Origin of the sequence: Comamonas sp. A7-5, assembly GCF_039581385.1 — a bacterium.
GTDB classification, from domain to species: domain Bacteria; phylum Pseudomonadota; class Gammaproteobacteria; order Burkholderiales; family Burkholderiaceae_C; genus Comamonas; species Comamonas thiooxydans.
The window spans coordinates 90,385-111,818 of sequence record NZ_JBCPWO010000017.1; the positions used below are offsets into that span (position 1 = coordinate 90,385).

At 51.7% G+C, this 21,434-nt stretch carries 16 protein-coding genes, 3 pseudogenes and 1 riboswitch; of the genes and pseudogenes, 6 read left to right on the forward strand and 13 right to left on the reverse strand.

Going from position 1 to position 21,434, the window contains the following annotated elements; genetic code table 11:
• Positions 1–29: 29 nt before the first annotated feature.
• From AAIL67_RS21625 to AAIL67_RS21635, 3 genes are read right to left on the reverse strand one after another with little or no spacing between them, the layout of a single operon-like run.
• Positions 30–3,203, reverse strand: a complete 3,174-nt coding sequence (locus AAIL67_RS21625; RefSeq protein WP_343484867.1) for a CusA/CzcA family heavy metal efflux RND transporter — start codon at positions 3,201–3,203, stop codon at positions 30–32.
• Between the two features lie 13 nt (positions 3,204–3,216).
• The gene (locus AAIL67_RS21630; RefSeq protein WP_343484868.1) at positions 3,217–4,566 is read right to left on the reverse strand and encodes an efflux RND transporter periplasmic adaptor subunit; all 1,350 of its coding nucleotides are present in this window, start codon (positions 4,564–4,566) and stop codon (positions 3,217–3,219) included.
• Between the two features lie 22 nt (positions 4,567–4,588).
• Positions 4,589–5,866 (reverse strand): TolC family protein, encoded by a 1,278-nt coding sequence (locus AAIL67_RS21635; RefSeq protein ID WP_343484869.1) that lies wholly within the window; start codon positions 5,864–5,866, stop codon positions 4,589–4,591.
• Between the two features lie 175 nt (positions 5,867–6,041).
• On the opposite strand from AAIL67_RS21635, the gene AAIL67_RS21640 reads away from it, so the two are divergent.
• Together AAIL67_RS21640 and AAIL67_RS21645 are read left to right on the forward strand one after the other, a co-directional pair.
• Positions 6,042–6,734, forward strand: a complete 693-nt coding sequence (locus AAIL67_RS21640; protein ID WP_003055031.1) for a heavy metal response regulator transcription factor — start codon at positions 6,042–6,044, stop codon at positions 6,732–6,734.
• The gene (locus AAIL67_RS21645) at positions 6,731–8,125 is read left to right on the forward strand and encodes a heavy metal sensor histidine kinase (protein ID WP_343484870.1); all 1,395 of its coding nucleotides are present in this window, start codon (positions 6,731–6,733) and stop codon (positions 8,123–8,125) included. The genes AAIL67_RS21640 and AAIL67_RS21645 overlap by 4 nt, the downstream gene beginning before the upstream one ends.
• A gap of 200 nt (positions 8,126–8,325) precedes the next feature.
• Here the strand turns inward: AAIL67_RS21645 and AAIL67_RS21650 are convergent, their stop codons facing one another.
• Positions 8,326–9,846: an IS3 family transposase gene (locus tag AAIL67_RS21650; RefSeq protein ID WP_343484871.1), complete on the reverse strand. Its 1,521-nt coding sequence runs from the start codon at positions 9,844–9,846 to the stop codon at positions 8,326–8,328.
• A 216-nt stretch (positions 9,847–10,062) separates the two neighbouring features.
• A riboswitch (yybP-ykoY riboswitch) is annotated at positions 10,063–10,225 on the forward strand.
• Between the two features lie 20 nt (positions 10,226–10,245).
• Between AAIL67_RS21650 and mntP the strand changes: the two are divergent.
• Positions 10,246–10,814 (forward strand): annotated as a pseudogene (gene mntP, locus AAIL67_RS21655) (manganese efflux pump MntP).
• Between the two features lie 696 nt (positions 10,815–11,510).
• Here the strand turns inward: mntP and AAIL67_RS21660 are convergent.
• The 5 genes from AAIL67_RS21660 to AAIL67_RS21680 all read right to left on the reverse strand — a co-directional run bounded on the left by AAIL67_RS21660 (position 11,511) and on the right by AAIL67_RS21680 (position 15,883).
• A complete protein-coding gene (locus tag AAIL67_RS21660) occupies positions 11,511–11,912 on the reverse strand; it encodes a diacylglycerol kinase (protein WP_081007843.1) in 402 nt (133 codons plus the stop codon).
• On the reverse strand, positions 11,881–12,615 hold the full coding sequence (locus AAIL67_RS21665) for a phosphatase PAP2 family protein (protein ID WP_054075880.1): 735 nt from the start codon (positions 12,613–12,615) through the stop codon (positions 11,881–11,883). Before AAIL67_RS21665 ends, AAIL67_RS21660 begins: the two co-directional genes overlap by 32 nt.
• A gap of 148 nt (positions 12,616–12,763) precedes the next feature.
• Positions 12,764–13,147 (reverse strand): flagellar basal body rod protein FlgB, encoded by a 384-nt coding sequence (gene flgB / locus AAIL67_RS21670; protein WP_003069800.1) that lies wholly within the window; start codon positions 13,145–13,147, stop codon positions 12,764–12,766.
• Between the two features lie 263 nt (positions 13,148–13,410).
• A complete protein-coding gene (locus AAIL67_RS21675) occupies positions 13,411–13,593 on the reverse strand; it encodes a hypothetical protein (protein ID WP_054075879.1) in 183 nt (60 codons plus the stop codon).
• A gap of 58 nt (positions 13,594–13,651) precedes the next feature.
• Complete coding sequence (locus AAIL67_RS21680; RefSeq protein WP_054075883.1) at positions 13,652–15,883, reverse strand: heavy metal translocating P-type ATPase; 2,232 nt, start codon at positions 15,881–15,883, stop codon at positions 13,652–13,654.
• 77 nt (positions 15,884–15,960) lie between these two features.
• Here AAIL67_RS21680 and AAIL67_RS21685 point away from each other — a divergent pair, with 77 nt between their 5' ends.
• Positions 15,961–16,407, forward strand: a complete 447-nt coding sequence (locus tag AAIL67_RS21685) for a Cd(II)/Pb(II)-responsive transcriptional regulator (protein WP_003075108.1) — start codon at positions 15,961–15,963, stop codon at positions 16,405–16,407.
• 66 nt (positions 16,408–16,473) lie between these two features.
• On the opposite strand, the gene AAIL67_RS21690 is transcribed toward AAIL67_RS21685, so the two are convergent.
• On the reverse strand, positions 16,474–16,875 hold the full coding sequence (locus tag AAIL67_RS21690) for a CzcE family metal-binding protein (RefSeq protein ID WP_003075109.1): 402 nt from the start codon (positions 16,873–16,875) through the stop codon (positions 16,474–16,476).
• A 251-nt stretch (positions 16,876–17,126) separates the two neighbouring features.
• On the opposite strand from AAIL67_RS21690, the gene AAIL67_RS21695 reads away from it, so the two are divergent.
• A complete protein-coding gene (locus AAIL67_RS21695; RefSeq protein ID WP_224648099.1) occupies positions 17,127–18,887 on the forward strand; it encodes a phosphoethanolamine transferase in 1,761 nt (586 codons plus the stop codon).
• A 22-nt stretch (positions 18,888–18,909) separates the two neighbouring features.
• Here AAIL67_RS21695 and AAIL67_RS21700 read toward each other — a convergent pair.
• Positions 18,910–19,349, reverse strand: a pseudogene (locus AAIL67_RS21700) (transposase); the annotation flags it as partial.
• Between the two features lie 130 nt (positions 19,350–19,479).
• Here AAIL67_RS21700 and AAIL67_RS21705 point away from each other — a divergent pair.
• Positions 19,480–20,540 (forward strand): annotated as a pseudogene (locus tag AAIL67_RS21705) (IS110 family transposase).
• A 309-nt stretch (positions 20,541–20,849) separates the two neighbouring features.
• Here AAIL67_RS21705 and AAIL67_RS21710 read toward each other — a convergent pair.
• The gene (locus tag AAIL67_RS21710; RefSeq protein ID WP_003067087.1) at positions 20,850–21,188 is read right to left on the reverse strand and encodes a copper-binding protein; all 339 of its coding nucleotides are present in this window, start codon (positions 21,186–21,188) and stop codon (positions 20,850–20,852) included.
• A gap of 23 nt (positions 21,189–21,211) precedes the next feature.
• On the reverse strand, positions 21,212–21,434 hold a 223-nt coding region (locus tag AAIL67_RS21715; RefSeq protein WP_003067088.1), incomplete at its 5' end, for an efflux RND transporter permease subunit.

Here is a 21,434-nt window from a genome sequence, read left to right on the forward strand (position 1 = left end):
CTTTTATGAGGTGAATTGAACTACTTGTATCAGGCTGGCTTTTCCTCAGTAGACGCCAACACCTGCTCATCCTCCGTCTCGGAGAGATCCTTGCGGTGTATCAAGCTATAAAGCAATGGCAACACGAGAAGGGTCAGCAAAGTCGACGACAAGATCCCGCCGATCACCACTGTGGCCAAGGGGCGCTGAACTTCCGCGCCTGTGCCCGTTGCGATGGCCATCGGAACAAAGCCTAGCGATGCAACCAACGCGGTCATCAGAACTGGCCGCAGTCGGGTCAAAGCACCTTCAGTGACTGCTTCATATAGGCGCTTTCCTTCTTCGCGCAGCGATCGGATGTAGGCAATCATCACCAAGCCATTGAGCACTGCCACGCCTGACAGCGCGATAAACCCGATCGCTGCCGAGATGGATAAAGGAATACCGCGCATCCAGAGCGCCAAGATGCCACCTGTCAGCGCAAACGGAATGCCCGTGAACACGATGAGACCATCACGAACATTGCCGAACATTGCAAACAGCAAGACAAAGACCATCAGCAATGCTGCCGGCACAACAATCGTCAAGCGTTTTCTAGCCGACTCGAGGTTCTCGAAGGTTCCGCCCCATCGGGTCCAGTAGCCGGCAGGCAGTTGCAGCGATTCGAGGCGTTGTTGTGCTTCTGTGACGAAAGATCCAATATCACGTCCGCGCACGTTGGCACTCACCACGATGCGGCGCTTACCATCCTCTCGGCTCACCTGGTTAGGGCCTGGTGCGATATCAAAACTAGCCACGGCCGAAAGCGGAACAAAACCAAGTCGGCCATCCGTACCGCGTGGAAGCGCGATAGGTAGGCGTCCTATCGCTTCCATGTCATTGCGCACTTCGTCCGGCAAGCGAACCTGAATGTCGAATCGCTTGTCGCCTTCGAAAACTGTGCCGGCTTCACGACCGCCCAGTGCCGTACTGATGGTGTCTTGCACGTCACCCATGTTCAAACCATAGCGCGAGGCCTTCTCACGGTCGATTTTCACGGTGAGCATTGGCAAGCCTGTGGTCTGTTCGACCTTGACTTCAGAGGCTCCAGAAATTTGCTGCAACATGCCTGCGACAGCTTGTGCGTTCTTCTCCAGCACGGTCATGTCGTCGCCAAAAATCTTTACAGCGACATCACTACGCACACCCGATATCAACTCATTGAAGCGCAGCTGAATGGGTTGAGAGAACTCGAAATTGTTGCCTGGAACTCGATCTGCGGCGGCCTGAATTGCTGCCAGCAAATCGTCTCGTGTACGTGCCGGATCCGGCCATTCGGACTGCGGCTTAAGCATGATGTAGCCGTCCGAAATGTTCGGAGGCATCGGGTCAGAGGCAATCTCCGCGGTACCTGTACGAGCAAATACCCTGTCGATCTCAGGAAACTCTTTCTTCAAGGTTTTCTCGATCTGCATTTGCATCTCAAGGGACTGGGTCAGGCTGGTTCCTGGAATCCGCAGAGCCTGAATGGCGAAATCGCCCTCGTTGAGGTTTGGTGCAAATTCACTACCAAGACGCGTTGCCAGCAGCAGGCTTAGCACCACCGCCACACCAGCTGCAGTCAGAACAACTGCAGGAGCTCTCATGACGCGATGAAGGGCTGGTGCATAAACGCGACGTGCCCAAACCATGAGGCGATTTTCCTTCTCCGCAACCTTGTTACCCATGAAAAGAGCAATCGCCGCAGGAATGAAGGTAATGGACAGCAACATTGCGCCAGCAAGCGCGATCACCACAGTCAGCGCCATGGGATGGAACATCTTGCCCTCTACACCCGTGAGCGCAAAGATTGGCAAATAGACAACCATGATGATCAATTGTCCAAACAACAAAGGCCGACGCGCTTCCTTGGCTGCAGCAAATACTTCGTGGAAGCGTTCACTGCGCGTCAAAGAGCGTCCGCGTGCTTCTTGCGCGTGGGCAAGACGACGCACGCAGTTCTCTACAATGACCACCGCGCCATCAATGATGATGCCGAAGTCAAGAGCGCCCAAACTCATCAGGTTGGCACTGACTTTGTATTGCACCATGCCAGTGAAGGTGAACAGCATGGACAACGGAATGATCAGCGCTGTAATCAGGGCCGCGCGGAGGTTGCCCAGGAAAAGGAAGAGGATGACAACTACTAAAGCCGCACCTTCCACCAAATTCTTCTTGACCGTTGCGATGGCTTTGTCGACGAGGTTTGTGCGATCGTAGACCGTGATCGCTTTCACGCCTTCAGGAAGACTGCGGTTAATCTGCTCCATACGTGCAGCCACAGCCTGCGAGACCACGCGGCTGTTCTCCCCGATCAGCATGAAGACCGTGCCAAGCACGACCTCTCGGCCGTTATCCGTGGCAGCGCCGGTGCGAAGCTCACGACCCAAGCCAACCTCTGCCAAATCACGAATACGTATGGGCTGGCCTTGAGCCGAACCCACGATCACTTCTCGAATGTCAGCAATACCAGAGACTTGACCCGGGGCACGGATCAAATATTGTTCACCTTGACGCTCAATGTATCCGGCTCCCACATTGGTATTGTTGCGTTCCAACGCAGCAACCAGGTCTGCAAGAGTGAAACCATAGGAAGACAGCTGTTCTGGGCGCGGCGAAACCAGATACTCTTTCGCGAAGCCGCCAATAGAGTTGATTTCAGTGACACCAGGAACGTTTCGCAGTTGCGGTTTGATCACCCAGTCCTGTATCTCGCGCAGATCCATAGGTGTGTAAGGCGTGCCATCTGCCTTCTTTGCACCATCCTCGGCCTCAACGGTCCAAAGATAGATCTCACCCAAACCTGTAGAGATAGGTCCAAGCGTGGGAGTGACACCAGCGGGAAGATTGTCGCGGGCCTGCTGGATGCGTTCGTTGACTAGCTGGCGCGCAAAGTAGATGTCAGTGCCATCTTTAAACACTACTGTCACTTGCGACAGGCCGTACCGCGAAAGCGAGCGAGTCTGTTCCAGATTGGGCAGGCCGGCCATCACCGTTTCTATTGGGTAAGTGACTCGCTGCTCAGTCTCAAGCGGCGAGTAGCCGCTGGCCTGCGTATTGATCTGTACCTGAACATTGGTGATGTCAGGTACAGCATCAATAGCGAGGCGTTGATAGTTGTATACGCCAAGAGCCGCTAGGGCCAGAACGGCAACCATGACCAGCCAGCGCTGCTCAATGGCAAATCGGATAATTCGTTCGAACATTTGCAGCCCTTGCTTAGTGTGCGTGCTCGGCTGTAGCCTTGCCCAGTTCGGCCTTAAGCATGAAGCTGCCTTCAGTCACATAGGACTGGCCGGACTTCAGCCCTTCAAGAATTTCTGTTGTCTGGGGGTCCGAGCGACCAACGCGTACGGGCTGAGCCCGAAAGCCCCCCTTGACAGGCACAAACACAACACTGTTTTGGCCGTCCAGACGCTGGATAGCACTGGATGCTACCGCTACAGGTACTTGGTGCGTTGATGCAGTCAACTCCACTTTGACAAATAAACCGGGACGCCACGTACCTTCAGGGTTATCCAGCGTAATTCGAGCAGGAGCTGTACGTGTTTCCTGGCCAATCAGAGCACCCACATAAGCAACCACCCCAGTCGCAGACGACGAGAATGCTGTCGCCTTGACAGTTGCTTTTTCCCCAACCTTCACGGCGGGCAAGTCAGAAGCTGCAACCCTCATTTCCGCCCAAACGGAGCGCAAGTCTGAGATTGTGAAAACTTGAGTAGTGTCCTGAACGGCTTCGCCGGCAGCAATATGTTTCTCGACGATCACTCCATCAAAGGGTGCTCGTAACTCAAATCGGTTTAGCGCACCACTGCCACCTCCTGCGCCGTTAGCAGCCAATTTCTGTTGAGCATTCGAAACTGCAATTTCAGCCTCGCGCAGGGCCTGCCTAGCCTGCAAATAGTCCTGTTCAGCAGATACCTTCTCCTCCCACAGTTTTTGCTCTCTGGCATAGCTGGTGCGCGCTAGTGCTAAGCGTTGGCTAGCAGCATGAAGTTCGCTTCGCTGCTCAGAAATAGCCGCGCTGCTCAACACAGCTAGCAACTGCCCCTTCTTAACGACCTGGCCGAGGTTGGCGGGTACCGAGTCGACGACGCCAGGGACTCGAGGGACAACGTGAGCCGTTTTGTCTTCGTTAAAGCGAATTTCCCCCGGAAGCTGCAGTACTGAGCGAACAGTTGCAGAGCCGACCTCTGCGATGCGGATGCCTGCAGCCTGCATACGCTGCGAATCCATTGGGATTAGGCCCTCATCGTCATCATGAGCACCTTCGGCGCTTTTCTTCTCTGCAGACTTGGCTCCGTCCTTTTGCTCTTTTTCATCATGGTGCTCACCATCTGCGTGTCCTTTTTCATCTTTGTGATCACCGCTTTGCTTCTCGCCGTGATGTTCTGTGTCTGCGTGGCTAGCGGCTTCTGAGTGCCCCTGACCTCCGGCACCTTTAGCACTGCTGCTGTCTGGACCACTGCGAAGAATTAGTGCAGCAGAAAGAGCGCCAACTACTAGGATTGCAGCAATTGCAATCTGAGTACGCCGAGTCCCAAATGGAGATGGTTTTGTATCGTTCATGTTGATGATCTGTGCAAAAAACTTACTCGTCTGTTGTGCCCAACAAGCGTTCGATATCGGCCGAAGCACGATGTGTGGCCATTAACTGGTCCAGGTATTGACTACGTACATCAAACAAAGAGCGTTGCGCGTCAAGTACGTCCAGATAGCCGAATTTCCCTAGCGCAAATCCTTTGCTTGCCGCCTCATAGGCGACTTGTGCAGTCGGCAGCACGCGTTCAGACAGTTGGATAGCTTGTTTACGACTTGCCTCTAGCGTCTCTCGCGCCGCATAAAGTTGAGACTGAAGTTCCAACCGGGTAGCTAGCAAGCGCTCTTCAGCTTGGTCAGCCAGGCGGAGGGCTTGCAACTGATTTCCTCGATTGGTATCGAGCACAGGCAAAGGAATGGAGACGCCGACTACGAGTTGATTGCCGGTCTCTTGAGCGCGCTTCATACCTAGACTCACCGTTGGGTCAGGAATTCGCTTTGCGCGCTCCAGATCTGCGGTCGCCCGGCTCTGTTCAACAGTGAAGCGAGCTTGCTGAATGGAAGGCGACTGCTCCAAGCGGCTTTGAAGAACCCCAATTTCCGGAACAGTAGGCAACGCGTCAAGTTTGCCTTGCGCATCACCAAATACAGGGCCTCCCTCTCCTATAAGGGCCTGTAATTGTTGACGAGCCACTCGTTTTGCGGCCTGAACTTGGGCTTGCTCCAGCTCTGCACTGGACTCAGCGACACTGGCCCGGTTGGCCTCTAGGGGCGCTGCCTTGCCCGCTGCTACACGCTTCGATGCAGCCTCACGCGCGCTTCGAGCGATGTCAAGAGTTTGTCCTGCGAGGACTTCACGCTGCTGTGCGACTAACAACCCGAAGAATGCGAGTCGGACATCTGCGACAAGATTAGCTTTGGCGGCATCCAGCTCCGCCTCAGCCACATCTCGGCCACGTGCTGCAGCACGCATGCGCGCATCGCGCTTGCCACCGATTTCCAGCATTTGGGTCCATTGAACCGTCGTGGTGCGTTTATCTCTGCTCGTATCTTCCTGTGAATACGAGAGCGCTGGATTGGGCCTTGCCTTACTCTGCAGAACAGCTCCGTCGCTGGCCTCAAGACCGCGCTGGGCAGCTCGTAAACGCGGGTGTTGGTCGATAGCTCGAGCTACTGCAGTGTCCAGAGTCAGTGGTGCCAGAGACGCCTTATTGGCAGGATTGTCCTGCGCTATGCCTGCTACGCCAGTTAAAGCCAAACTGGTGAACAACAACGCATGACGCAACGCACTAGCTGTTCGACCAGCGCGATGAGACGACGAAGAAATCATTGTTAAAACTCCTACCCGAGCAATCAAAAGTCTGCCGGGCGTTACATTGCCCAAGTGAGGAATAGAGAGCGGATGGGCGCTGCCACTCTAATGAAGTGCACCCCTCACCATCCTGACAGCTGGATGACAAATTTGTCATTTTCAAAATGCGTGCGCCTATCTCAGAATACTCAGCATGAAAATCCTGGTTGTAGAAGATGAGATCAAGCTCGCCGATTACCTAAACAAGGGTCTGGCGGAGGAAGGCTTCACTGTGGATGTAGCCCATAACGGCATTGACGGCCTGCACCTGGCCAGTGAAATGGACTATGACTTGATCGTGCTTGACGGCATGCTTCCAGGCATCGATGGCCTAGCCGTGCTAGCTGCGCTGAGGCAAACGAAGCAAACACCGGTACTGATGCTTACGGCCCGTGGCCAGGTGGAGGATCGCGTCAAGGGACTCCAGTGTGGAGCCGATGACTATCTCGTGAAGCCATTTGCGTTTTCTGAACTGGTCGCGCGCCTTCATGTTCTATTGCGGCGCAGCGGCCCCAGCGTGGCCCAAACCGCCCCAGAAGCGACAACTCTGCGCTTATCTGACTTAGAGTTAGACCTCATTCGTCGTAGGGCTACGCGGGCGGGCCAAAGAATCGAGCTCACGGCCAAAGAGTTCAATTTGCTAAGCCTTCTACTACGCCGTCAAGGGGAAGTGCTATCACGAACAGAATTGGCATCTCAGGTCTGGGACATGAATTTCGACAGTGAAACCAACGTGGTAGAGGTCGCTGTCCGACGCCTGAGGCTAAAGCTTGATCAGCCTTTTGAGAAACCCCTCCTCCACACCGTTCGTGGCATGGGTTATGTGCTTGAATCTCGCACAACATGAGCAAGACTCCTGCACCACATTTAGCTCGACGTCTAGCTCGCGCCTTAGCATTGCAAACCATCGTTGGACTCGGCTTGGTGTGCGTCGCAGTCTATTTTGTGATCTCTGTCACGCTGTCGGAACGCCAACAAGACACGCTAGATCACAAAAAAACAGCCATCGAACACCTGCTGAGTGAGAGCCGAGGTGTGCACTCCCCGGAAGCCTTGAATCACATGCTCAATGACTTTCTCACGGGGCATGACGAACTCTCCCTACGCTTAGTTCCAACTACTGGCAAAAGTGCATTTGAACTTTTGCGCCAACCTGAAGATGACGACCGGGTTGCAGTTCGCAAATTTTCAGTGGAAGTTCCGACAGTTAACGACGGCCTGCAGCCAATGCAAGCGGTCCTGTTGCTAGACCGTAGACCAGATGACCGACTGCTTAATCGTCTGGCCTGGACCCTGGGCATTGCCGCCGTGGCGGGTGCATTGCTGGTCTCATTCGCGAGCACATGGCTTGTTCGTATAGGGCTCAAGCCTTTACGCCTACTGGTGGATCAAACGCGAAGCCTCTCTGCGCAAGACTTACATCGCCGTTTAGATGATAGCCATCAACCTCAAGAATTAAGACCATTGATCGCACAGTTCAATGCATTGCTTGACCGACTGGCCATCGCCTATCAACAAATGGAGGCGTTCAATGCTGATGTGGCGCACGAGCTAAACACACCGTTGACCACCTTGATCAGTAGTTGTGAGTTAGCGCTTCGTAAACCGCGTAGTGCCGTTGAACTACAGGATATCTTGGCCTCAAACCTAGAAGATCTTCAGCGCATGGCGGGAATCGTGGCAGACATGCTGTTTCTGTCACAAGCAGATCGCGGTACTGAAGCGCGGCGATCCGCCAAAGTGAGTCTTGCAGAACTTGCCTCAGAAGTAGCCGAATTCCATGAGGCAGTGCTTCAAGAAGCGCACCTTCAAGTTCAAATCGATGGAGATGCAAGTGTTGCTGTGGATGCACGTTTGGTTCGTCGTGCACTATCCAATCTTTTAGGCAACGCTTCACGCTATGCAGAACCCGGATCGACGATCACTATCGAGATTTCCCAAAGCGTAGTGGAGACTTCAGATGGCAATCGTGAGAACGTCGGTATCGCGGTGATCAACCGAGGAGCGGAGATTGATCCTATCCATTTGCCACGCCTGTTTGATCGGTTCTATCGTGCCGATGCGTCCCGCGCACATGCGAATCTCAATCACGGCTTAGGATTAGCCATCGTTGCAGCTATTGCACGGATGCACGGCGGTACCACCTTTGCAACATCCTCAAGTGGGATCACAAAAATTGGGATTTCATTACCTGCCTCACCTAAGGCAACGCCACACATCTTTGAATCTCAGTCGTGAGATTCCAATTTGGATCGACCTGAGTTTCAAAGCTAGTTCAGAGCCTCCTCGTTCCATCAGGAGTCCTTATGAGCTGTCAACGTTACCTCGAAGAACTCGGGAATGAAGCAGCCAGGCAAATCCTGGAGCACGACTGTTGATTTCCACCCAGCAGTGACCCACTAGCCCCCGGCGGGGATGCGGCATAAATCTTGGACGGGTTATGCAGCGATCCCGAGGGCCCTGCGGTACTCGACAGGGCTTCGTGCCCCCAACGAGATCTTGATCCGTTGCTCGTTGTACCAACGGATGTATGCGTCCAGAACTTGTGTGAACTGCTCAATGCTCGTGTTTTGCCAGTCGCGGGCATAGAACAGTTCGTTTTTGAGCCGCCCGAAGAAACCTTCACAGGCCGCATTGTCCGGTGAGTAGCCCTTGCGTGACATCGAACGCACTAACTTGGCATCAGCGATGCGTGACAACCATCCTGGCCAGCGATAGTGAGCACCACGGTCGGAGTGAACCATAGGTTGCACTTCGCTGTCATTGAGCTTGGCGATCGCGGCATCCAGCATCGTGTTGACCAGTTCAGCGTCGGGGCGTGTTCCGATAGACCAGCTCACCACCATTCCATCGAAGCAATCGATCATGGGCGAGAGGTAGACTTTGCCGGCGGGCAGTTGGAACTCCGAGATGTCGGTCAGCCACTTCTGGTTAGGCGCAGTGGCATTGAAGTTACGGTTCAGCAAGTTCTCAGGGGCCGGGCTGATCTCTCCCAAGTAGGAACCGTAGCGGCGTCGTTTGGGTACAGCAGCTACTAGCCCTTCCTGCTTCATCAGGCGCCGGACCACCTTCTCCGAGATCCACACACATTGCCTGACCAGTGAGGCCTGGATGCGACGGTAGCCATAGCAGCTATGGTTGCGCTCGAAGATGTCGGTGATCGTTCGGCGCACCGAGACATACTTCTCGCCAACGTTGAGCCGAGCTCGATGGTAAAAGTACGAGCTGCGAGCCAGGACTAGCGAGGCAAGCAACTCGGCAAGCGAGTACGCATGGCGCAGGGCATCAACCAGGAGTGTCTTCTCCCGATTGCTCAGGAGATGAAGGATGATGCCCTGTTCCTTTTTTAGGAGCTCGTTCGCCTTCTTCAATAACTCCTGTTCCAACTGCAACCGCCTCACTTGACGACGTAGCGTCTGGAGTTGCTGCTCCAACTGGGACAGCTCCGAACCCGTTGAAGAATCATTGAAGCGCTTCATCGATGCGAGAGCCTCTGGCCCCAATAGTTGATTGCGCCAGTTGTACAGCGTCTCTCGACACACGCCAATGTCGTCAGCAATGGCTTGGACGCGTCCTTGACGTGTGCACAGTGCAAGCACCGCAGCGTGCTTCTGCTCGTTCGACGATGCTCCAAGCAGGCGTGGCCGAGCCCGGGGATTGAGCTCTTGAACCCAAGCGTGAAGTGAGGCCCTCCCGGGATAGCCAAGAGCCTTGATTGTGAAAGCCACGCAGCGCCCGTGCGTCAGATAGTGTTCGACGGCCCGAGCCTTTTGCTCAGTGGTGAACTTCGGCGGGCGAACAACCGCGGTCTTCAAGTCCCGGTCCTGCTCGTACTCGCGGCACCACCCCTTGAGCGAATTCTTGGTGGGATAACCCAACTGCTGAATGGTTGCCGCGACTCGTTTGCCTAGCTGGATGTAGAGCGTCACCGCGCGGATTCGATCTTCGTATGAATACATGAACTACCTCTCAGTAGTCCAAAATTTCATCCGCATCCCCGGCGGGTCAGTTTTGAGTGGAAATCAACAGGGGAGTGCATGGACAGCCCTAATGGCGGTATCGACGCAGCTTTCTTGCTAGAGGCCAGCGCTTTGAAAATGCGAGCCATTTCTAAAGCCCAGAACTCAAAAAAGGCCATATTCCTCAAGCATTTTGATCGCTTGTAAACTTTAGTACCCCTTGGGGAGTAGCCTGCTTCCACCCTGGAAGCGCATGCGTCAACATACTCGGCATTCAATTTGCTGTGGCGTATGCATCCGTTCTTCGGTCGGCGAGATCATCGGCATTTCATCGCGACGAGCTCGGGCCGCGGTGAGATGCCGTTGTGCTCATGCCCGACCGTTAAGAATGAATTCCCCATGAATGCCGCTTCTATCTTGCTCCTGGCCTTTGCCATGTCCACCGATGCCTTTGCCGCAGCCGTCGGCAAAGGTTCTGCGCTACTCAAACCGCGCTGGTCTGAAGCATTGAGGACTGGTGCCATCTTCGGTGTCATCGAAGCCATCACGCCCTTGGTAGGCTGGGCGCTCGGCTATGCGGCTTCAGATTACGTCAAGGCCTGGGACAACTGGATCGCCTTTGTGCTGCTTCTGGTGCTAGGTGGAAGAATGCTGATCGGGGCAATCAAAGTGCCTGATGGTGAAGAGCCCAGCAAACCTGCACGACATGGCTTCGGCTATTAGTTGCAACTGGATTTGCAACAAGCATTGATGCCATGGCCGTGGGCGTAGGACTTGCTTTTCTGGACGTAAGCATCGCCACCGTTGCTCTCGCTATCGGCTTCGCAACATTCGCAATGGTGACGTTGGGCGTGATGGTCGGGCGTGTACTGGGGAATATTGCTGGGCGCTGGGCCGAAGCCATCGGCGGTGTCCTGCTGATCGGTATTGGCTCGATCATTTTGTACGAACATTTAGTCGCTATCTAATTCAATTGATTGAGATTTAGATGCCAGCTTCAGTTCGAGTGGGGTCGGCCACTCAGTACAGTCAGAGTAGGCAGTGAGCTAGGGCAGGAGCGGTCCACTTTTGCCCTAGCCAGTAGTATCTTCCTTGCCTACAACTGGCTCCGCTTCTGTTTGGAGCAGAGCAAATTCAGCACAGATATGAAGGCTCGGACCCTTTGTGGCACTGAGGAGTACAGCCACAAGTAGAAAGGTTCAGTAAAGCCGCTTCGGCCAGCGTGACCGGCACCGAGCCTACACCGGCGATCATCCACTGCGCCCACAGGTGCGATCACGCCAAGCCCAAGTTTCTCAGGCGCGGCACATGCTTTAAACACTCAAGGGTGCCTCTGGTCAGTCAGTTCAAAACCACCGGGAGGAGCGATACATATGGCGAAGCTCATCGCAGGCATTGCAAACTTTGCATCGAGTTAAAGCTCTGCTGCTCAGTGCAGGATCACCTTCATCGGTCTTTCCGTCACGGGCAACACGATGCCACTGCAAAAAGCAGCCGGCCTCACCGCGCGCAGAAATCCGTGAAATCTTCGCGAGGCATGAGCGGACATATTGGATGCTTTGCCCGACGAACAAGAGTTGGCATCACCCTGTAAGCGTGAAGACGCATGTTAAGCGATGCATGAGCTGCATCCCTGTAATGCATTCCAGCTGTTAGGCAGAAAATTAAATAAAGTTTTTATAAATTAAAGAAGACCAGATTATCAGACAAAAAATAATTGTCATTAATACGGAGGCACTTCCCAAATCTTTGGCTTTCCTGGAAAGTTCGTGATGTTGAAGTCCTACTCTATCTATTGCGGACTCTATCGCAGAATTAATTACCTCAACTATCATCAAAAACCAGATACAAGAGATCAGGAGCAATTTTTCCATCATGGATCTCCCAATCAATTGAGCCAATGGAAGCGAAATCACAAATAATATTACCTCAAGGCGGAATGCAGGCTCTAGCCACGCATATTTTATGCCTGACCATGAGTATTTTGATGCATGCCAGACTCTAGAAAATCCTTTTCGATTCTTTTGAATATTATTAAAGATGTTGGATTTCGAGTTGTGTTCCATTTTTAACAGTATATTTCTTGATACCAAAGAATATAAACAAAAGAGTGGCGATCAACCAACAAATGAGAATCGTGGCAATGTCATGAGAAATGAAATGGGCTCCTCTCAATTGTTGAGAGATACCAAATGTCAACCCAACCATAATGCCGCACAGCAATCCTAACCATCGATACTTAGGAATGATCATCTTAAAGAAGAAATATAAACTAACCCAGGCATAGCCAGCGCTCGCATGACCTGCCGGAAAGCATTTTCCGCACCCCATCTCTTGAGGCCTGTGCTCAAAAAGACCAATAAAAGGGCGATCGCCACCAAATTGATTTAAGTTCCACGGGCAATCCATATTTGTCAATACCTTAAGAAGGCTCACCAAAATTACACTGACCAAACTGGATAAAATCAGGTAAAGCAGCGGGGACCGCCATTTTTTCCGCTGCTCAGATTTGGAGACAAGTACAAATATATATAGTGCAATGATCACAACGATTGCTAGGGTGCTCAGATGCTTCCCCCCCTTATGAAGCAATTTGTTTGTAACCCAGTGATCATTCAAAGACCATTCATAACCCTGCAGGGCATATATTTTCTCGGCAAAGAAGAAGTCCCCTCCAAGATACATGAAATAATAAAAAATTAGCGCCAGGAAGGTAATCGGAATCAGTAAGTGATTTACAAAGAATTCTCTATTTATATTATTTGACATCTTCCATCTTGTCACTTTTTGAAAATATTCATTTTTTCAAACAAAGAAATAGTTTGTAACTACTTTGTCGCGAATTTTATTTTTCTACTACCTGAATTAAAAAAAGAGCGCAAATAAATGCGCTCTGTGAATGACCAACTTAATAAAATTAAACTAATTTCGACAGCATTTGCCCCATCTCTACATATTCATCGACAGCTTGATTCATAGCGAATTGCGTACGAATAGCATTAGCTGTAAATGATGCCCTCTCTTGATCGAGATCAACCGTATTTCTATCCATGGCATTCTGAGAAACTGGGCGAAATGCAATTTGGGGATCAATTGATGTTGGAGCTATGTTCCCGAGGTGGGACTTATTCGTAGACTGCACTGTCAGCATTTGCCTTTGCGTCTCTTCAAGCGCAGCCTTGAAGTCTATATCTTTCGCTTGATATCCAGGAGTGTCAGCATTCGCAATATTGCTTGCTAATACTTCCATCCTCTTAACTCTAAGATATAGAGCGGCATCCTCGAATCTAAGAGAATCCATAGGATTTTTCTAGTAAATTTCGAAGATTCAATGGTAGCGAATTTGCCTCCTGAGCAAGATTACATTTTTGACACTATTCAGCCATTTACATGGTCTGAAGATTACATTTTTGACACCTTTTTGTAATCTGAACTTTTAGGAGAACAGAGATCACCCAGCCAATCATCTGCTCCCCCCTAAGTTCTAAGCAGACTTTCCGCAGTTTGCGCAAAAACGCGATCCAAGCGCCATCTGCACGCCGCATGCATTGCAGGCCTGGGGGGCTAGCCCGCTTCCGCACTGTTGACAGAACCGTGCTTGGGGAGAGCTTTGAGCTCGGCAGTTGGGACAAATGGTGGCACCGGGCACTGCTGGGTCATTGCAGGCGGCAGGTGTCCGTTTTTGATGATGACCATTCCCATGATGATCGCCACCAGATCGGTGATGGCCTCCGAGTAGGCGTTCAAAAAAGCTCATGACTATCCTCACATTCCAAGTTGGTGCACACGAAAATCTCTATTGAATTCAGGACTTTGGCACTTTTCCAAGCAGCCTTAGTCCATTGACGACAACCAAGAGACTTGCCCCCATGTCTGCGAATACCGCCATCCACATGGACGCATTCCCGAACACTGCCAAAACTAGAAATACGGCCTTGATACCAAGAGCGAGAGTGATGTTTTGCCAAAGGATCGCATGGGTGGACCGAGACAGCTTCACTGTCTCTGCAATCCTTCGCAAGTCATCATTCATCACGACGACGTCAGCTGCCTCCATCGCTGTATCTGTACCGGCAGCACCCATGGCGACCCCGACGTCGGCTTGAGCCAGCGCTGGGGCATCATTGATGCCATCGCCCGTCATAGCGGTGAGCCCGTATTGGCTCTGGAGCGTTTTGATGGCAGCTAGCTTGTCCTCCGGTAACAGGTTTCCGCGCGCTTGGTCGATACCAGCTTCACCGGCAACTGACGAGGCCGTGGCTTGGTTGTCTCCAGTCAACATGACTGGGGTGATACCAAGCGCTTTCAATTCAGTTATTGCTTCACGAGAGGAGTCCTTAATCGTGTCGGCAACTGCAAACAGCGCGATGACTCGTTCTGGGTCGGCAAGCAATGTGACAGTACGGCCGGATTCTTCATGCCGCTTGAGCGTGGCTTCAAGCTCTGAGGAGCATTGGCCACGTTCCTCAATCAAGCGATGATTCCCTAGTACATAGACTGTTCCACTCAGTTCGGCCTGCACACCTCGTCCAGCAAGTGCCGTGAAGTTCTGAATGTCTGCGCTGTTAGGCTTCAGGCCCGCTGCGATGGCGCGAGACACAGGATGATCTGAGTGACCAGCGAGAGCTGCTGCCACCGACTCCGCGGTATCAAGGCTGCTCGCGGCATCAACCAACGACCAGTCCACAAGGCGCGGCTTGCCCTCAGTAATTGTTCCGGTCTTGTCCAGCGCGATTGCCTTAAGCTTGCGCGCCTCTTCCAGATAGATACCGCCTTTGATCAAAATACCACGGCGGGCTGCTGCCGCTAAGCCGCTCACAATCGTCACTGGTGTGGAAATGACGAGTGCGCAGGGGCAAGCAATAACTAGCAGAACCAGTGCCTTATAGACGGCCTGCATCCACGTCCAGCCAAGTAGCCAGGGGCCTACCAATGCTACGACGACGGCGATAACGAAAATTGCAGGTGTGTAAATTGCAGCAAATCGATCAACGAACCCCTGAGTAGGTGCTCGAGTCGCTTGTGCTTGCTCAACGGCATGAATAATCCTCGCCAACGTCGAGTTGGAGGCCAATGCAGTAACTTCAAACTCAAAAGTTCCAGACTCGTTGATGGTGCCCGCAAACACCGGGTCACCCACCGCCTTGTCAACGGGGATACTTTCACCAGTTACGGGGGCCTGGTTGATGCTCGTTTGTCCTGCCTGAACGACTCCATCCATAGGAACGCGCTCACCTGGCTTGACTCGCAGCGTCGAGCCCACTGCGATTTGTGCAACTGCGACGGTTAGCCAACTACCGTCACTTTGGCGAACCGATGCTTGGTCCGGAGCCATCGCAAGCAACCCCTGAATGGCATTGCGGGCCCGATCGACTGCCCTCGCCTCGATTGCCTCGGCGATGGCATACAACGCCATCACCATCGCCGCTTCAGGCCATTGACCGATGACAAACGCACCAGTCACAGCAACAGTCATCAATGCATTGATGTTCAGCTTGCCACGACGCAGTGCTCCAAACCCTTTTTTATAGACGTCAAAGCCCGCAAGCCAAATCGCAATCGCGGCGACTGCAAAGCCGGCGACTTTCCAAGCCATGGTTTCTGGCGCGAAGTAGCCGACACCTTCCGCAGCGATAGCAAGAGCAAGCGCCGCGACCAACTTTGGAGTTGTGCCACGCACAAGCTCATTGTCGTGGCTGTCGCCGGCCGCATGGCTTGAGTCCGCAGTGTTCGATGAGATCAGCTTTGGCTCAAAGCCAGCTTCAGTGATTGCCAACAATGCGGCAGCAAGGGCATCAGTGTCCGCATCAATTTTGAGAGTTCTCTGCGAGAGCTGGAATCTGAGTCCCCGGATACCTGCAATTGGTTCAAGTGCACGACGTATCTCAGCTTCCTCGCCAGCGCAATCCATCGTTGGAATGCGGTACGTTAGCCCTCGATCCAACGGAGTTGCCTCCACGCTCGGGATGGTGTGTGAGCTACAGCAATCCGTGGTGGCGGTACTAAGCATGTTGTCATCAATGTTTGGGGGCTTCATACTCGATCTCCTGTTGACCATGTGGCAATTAAAAACCTTTTAGTTGGTATAGAGTCAACTCATTTCGAACTGGGTCTATGAAGATTGGTGAACTGGCTGAGGTCGCTGGTACGGCGGTTGAGACCATTCACTTTTATGAACGCGAGAAACTGCTGCCTTCGGCTGCTACAGCTGAAAACAACTACCGTGTTTACTCGACGGACCACATAGACCAACTTGCCTTCATTCGATGCTGCCGATCGCTGAATATGACACTTGATGAAGTACGTTCTTTGCTCTCGCTACGGGAGTCATCTGCGAAGGACTGTGCAGAGGTCAATGCGCTCTTGCACACACACATAGAACATGTCAATCATCGCATCCAGGATCTGAGTGTTCTCGTTGCTGAACTTCAGACGATTCGTGCAAGCTACAGAGCTTCACAGGCACTTTCTGAATGCGGAGTTCTTTCTAGGCTGATGTCAGGTTCCACGACAAGCTGCGGGTCTCCTCGTCCCCAGCGCCATATCTACGGCGCGCACTAGGAAGCCATGCGCTGACAAATTGACCAGACGCTCATGGCTTTCTATTGTTGTGCACACGGGTAGCAATCAATGGCGCTCGAGCTCATTTTTCGCAACGTAGATCTTTAGCGTGCTACCTGCAAACGCTGCAGGTGCGATCTTCGACAGGTCGACGGGCCTATGACCCATCACATCAAATTTCCAGATGAACTGTTCCTTGCCGTTGGTGAACTCGACCGTCTCTCCACATACAAGATTGAGATATTGAGTGCTTCGTGTTGTGTCTACAACGCGTGAGACCTGAGACTCAGCACCTGCTCGTCCAAAAGTTCTGTCTGCAGTACGTGTGGTCGAGCTGGTACTTTCGAAGGACTTTGTAGTCGCGCTTTCCGATGGACCCAAGACGCCACTTTCATTTGCAGATGCAGACATTGAAACGGTGGCGCAGGACAGCACGATTGAAGCCAGAAATACGAGATTAGTTTTCATGATAAAGATTCCTTGATCAATTACTTGAAGAACGTCTGAGTGCTTTTCTACCCAGACACATCAAATATATAGATAGGCACTTTACGCAATATTGTCTGCAAAATTATATTTTTGTAATCCACAGCTAAAATTAACCTGATTACTAAAATGTAATCTGAATGTCAGATTTCTGTCGGTATTGCACACATAGAGTTCTGTGCCCCTATTCCAAATCGAATTTCGATATTTCCATTAGGGTTAATAGGATTTCTATGAGCGCACCAGCATCCGAAGATAATCTTAAATCTCACCGGTCAAGAATAGCATTATTTTTTCAAAAATCTACCGATCGCCATAAGCTATGGGTAACTATTATTGCTCTGCTTGCGATGCAAGTTGTTTTTGCATCTCTAGGATATGAAGGCAGAAAAATATTACAGATAAGCGTCCTACTTCTACCGACTCTATTATTATTACTGATTCCAATCAATAACTCTAGATTAAATCTAATTAGAGCATTTCTTGTTTGGAGTTTTGTTCTTGTATTTTTATTAGACTCAGCCGTCCGAGCGCATCTCATCTCAATGTATGCTGCTGCGCCAGATAGTACGATGGTGGTAAGTGCACTTGCTAACACAAATACATCGGAAATTGGAGGCTATATCTCCACACACATCCGTGATTTCAGTGGATCTAGCATTATTTTATTTATTTCAGCGGGTGTTGCTTTCTGGTTATCTTTAAAAGGGGCAAGAAAAAGAACGAAGGTCTCGAAGATTGAGCTGATTGCTTTATCCATCATCATTCTAATATCTACCGTTTCATACATCAGCAAACCATGGAGAAGAATAAACCCTCTGATTTTTTGGTCTAGTTTAGCTGAATCCGTAGAGATTACGAAAGAAAGCTGGGCAGCATATGGGAAGGAGCGTACCTTAGCTCAAAGGTTGGCGAAAAATGAGACTCCTACAATTTCCAGGAAAGATAAATCCACCGTGGTTCTTATTATTTCTGAAAGCATAAATCGAGATAACATGCGCATTTATGGCTACGAAAGAAATACGACGCCGATGCTCGAAAAGCTTCAAAAAGATATGGGCGATAGATTTCTCGTTATCCGTAACTCATGGTCCACGGAAGCAACTACTATTCCTGCCATTGATAGCATGATGAACTTCACAACTGCTGAAACAGATAAGAGGCTAAACATAATTGCTCTCGCAAAAGAAGCAGGATATAAAACTTGGTGGATAAGCAATCATGATGATATTGCAATTACGCAAAAGCATGCAGCAATGGCCGATGTGGTTTCCATGGAAAATAATAAACCAGGTAGATCTAGTAATTCACTTGATGAGATTTTATTGCCATCATATGAGAATTCCCTTAAAGATTCACACCCTCGGAAATTGATTGTTTTACATATGCTGGGGGCTCATCCTCATTATCGTCTGCGATACCCGGAAAAGCAGCCTATATTTTCCGATGATGAAGTATCAAAAATAATGTCTGCGGCTGAACGTTCAATGTGGGTTCAGAAATTTAGAAATGACTACGATTCAGCTGTTGTTTATCAAGACAGGGTAGTTGCATCTGTCTTTGAAAAATTAAGAGGTTCCCCATCCAGTGCAGATGACTATAAGTCCATTATTTACGTATCAGATCACGGACAAGAAGTTGGACATCAAACAAATAAAGTTGGTCACAGTCCAAGTACAGCATCCGGTTATAAAATACCCACAATAATTTGGACATCGACTGGAACTGATGTTGCTTCTAAAATTATATCTGATAGACCATTTAGAGCTGACTGGCTCGCTTGGACCATGTCGGATCTAATGGCATTAAGATGGAATAGTTACGAGCCATCTCGAAGTATTATCAACCCAAGCTATAGCTGGGTTAGCCCAAGCTTACCTATAAAAGACCCAATAACTGGGGCGTTGTTGCACATATCAGCCCCAGGCCAGATTTCCCCAACCCCAGGCGTGGCTAGGCCACAGCCACCGTCTGCGGGCAGCCCAGTTCAGTAAACCGATTGGGGATGACGGCTCGAATGTGCAGTTCGGCAACTTGGCGGCGACACTCTGGCCCATGCTTTTTGCACTTCCACTCGGCTTCGTCCAGGAACTTGATGTCCGTGGAGTCGACCAGTAGGCGCAGGCCGGCGGAGCTGGACCGGTAAGACTGCGTTGGCGGTTGCACAACGTGCTGAAGTCGGGAACTGGTCACAGCAGTCCAGACAACGCCAGTAGTGTCAGAACAAAGCATGTGGTCTGCCGCAAGGTCAATCCAAAGAGGTTTGATGGTCAGGCCGTACTGGATGGCCGCATCGGAGAACTTCGGGCTGTGCCCGCGTTTGCCGCTGGCAGCTGCAAACCAGCCATGCCCTTGTCCAGCCAGATGGTCGGTGAGCCCCGCGCTTTGAGCGCTGCGTTGTATTGCTTCCAGTTGGTGGTGCGATAGCGGGGTTTGGACGACGGGGACTGACACATCGCACGAGGCTACCTAACCTTAGCCGGCAATTTGAATACGAAGGACTTCCCGCCATCTTGGTCTGCTGGATACGCAGTGTCACGTTGGATCGGCAAGCCAATTTCTTCGTCATTCATCAGGAGTCGTGCCATGCAAAACATCGTCCGTGTTGGGGTAGATCTCGCAAAGAATGTGCTGCAGGCCCATGCAGTCAATGCTCAAGGGAGGATGGTCACTAACCGGGCCATCCAGCGCAGCAAGTTCTTGGCATGGTGTGCGCAATTACCTGCAGGGTGCCTGATGGTCATGGAGGCTTGCGGTGGTGCGCACCACTGGTGTTCGGCAGTTGCTGCGCATGGACTTGGATGCACGCATGATGGCAGCAGCATTGGTTGCACCCTATCGCTTGCAGGGCAAGAGCGGAAACAAAATGCCAATTATGCCGCTGCCATTTGCGAGGCAGCCAGCCGTCCTCAGATGCGCCTTGTTCCCGTTAAGACTTCAGAGCAGCAGGGCATACTATGTGTGCATCAGCCGCGCGAAGGGTCAATGAGGAACGCACAGCATGCATCAAACGTATTCGAGAAATGCTCGCCGAGTTTGGCATCGTCCTGCCGCAAAGCCCCAGAGGCTTGCGCACCTATTTGCACGATATCTTGGAAGATGCGAGCAATGACCTCGCAGGCGCAGCCCGCATTGCGCTACAGCGTGCACTCATGCATTGACAAGAGCTCGATGAACATCTTCACTGGTGTGAGCAGCGTATTACAGCTCACTGTGAAGAAGATGCCCAGGTGCAGCGAGCTGCCGCCATCAAGGGCTTGGGATCACTCACTGCATTAGCGATGGTCGGCGACTTCAAGCAGTTTAGGAAGGGTGCACAGTTTGCCGCCTGGCTTGGGTTGACGCCCAGACAGAATTCCAGCGGAGGCAAATCCAACCTCGGAGCCATCACCAAGCGAGGCGATAGTTACCTGCGCACTTTGCTGGTGTAAGGAGCCAAGGCCGTAGTGCTGACCGGCAAACACAACCTCGACCCTATCTCCCAATCGGTAATGGCCTTGAGGCCGCGCAGTGGCTGGCAAAAGGCCGCCGTGGCTTTAGCCAACAAAAATGCACGCATCCTGTGGGCGCTCATGACACAGGAGCGCACCTGTAACGCAGGCCATGCCAGCGAACGCCCTAGACCACCCATTTCTGCCGTTGCCTGAGGCAAGCACTTCAACATGCCAGACGTGAAATCAAAGATGCAATGAACAGGTTAGATCAGCAGCAGGCAAGCTCGGTTGTTGCATTGTGAGTCGCAATACGTCACGAGATTTGAATAGCACCCTGCTGCGCGGTTTGTTTCAGGGGGCGCACACCTCGTGCCTAACACCGTCTGTAGATGTGCAGTCTGTTTCTCGTTTCAAGCACCTTGATCGTCTTGGCAGTCAGGTTAGTCAAAAGTTACTGATCAGCGCTTGCGTTGACGGGAAGTCCCTGTAGTGCAACAACGCCAATGACAGTCCCTTCTTCTATCAATGGTTCGGTTTCAATTCCGTGACCATAGCTTTGCCATTGATCGACTCTGCTTGGAACTTCACCTTATCGCCAACCTTTAAGCCGTCGAGCATCTTCTTATCGGATACCTCGAAGCCCATGGTCATGGCCGGCATCGCCAGGTTCGGAATATCTCCGTGACGCAGGACGACAAGGTTCTTTTGGATGTCAACCTTGCGGACTTCACCATCAACTAAGGGCATGGTGGAAGCTGATGCACTTGCAGCTGGCTTCTTTGGCATTTTCACGTCCTGAGCATGGACTGTTGTGAACGCTGCACATGTGAGGGCTGCGGCAAGTAAGTGAGTTGTTTTCATGGGTCTTTCTTTCAAAAAAATGGTTATGAAGCCTCGACTGAGGACGCTTTAAGGTTCGGAGAGTGGTGTTTAGTGATGGGGCGCTTCCGATGGATCAAGTACCAGGCAGCGGGGATGACAAGCATGCTCAATAGCGGGGCCGTGACCATCCCGCCGACCATGGGAGCAGCGATGCGGGTCATGACTTCAGAGCCGGTGCCATGTCCGATCAGGATGGGCAATAAGCCCGCCATAACCACGGCAACA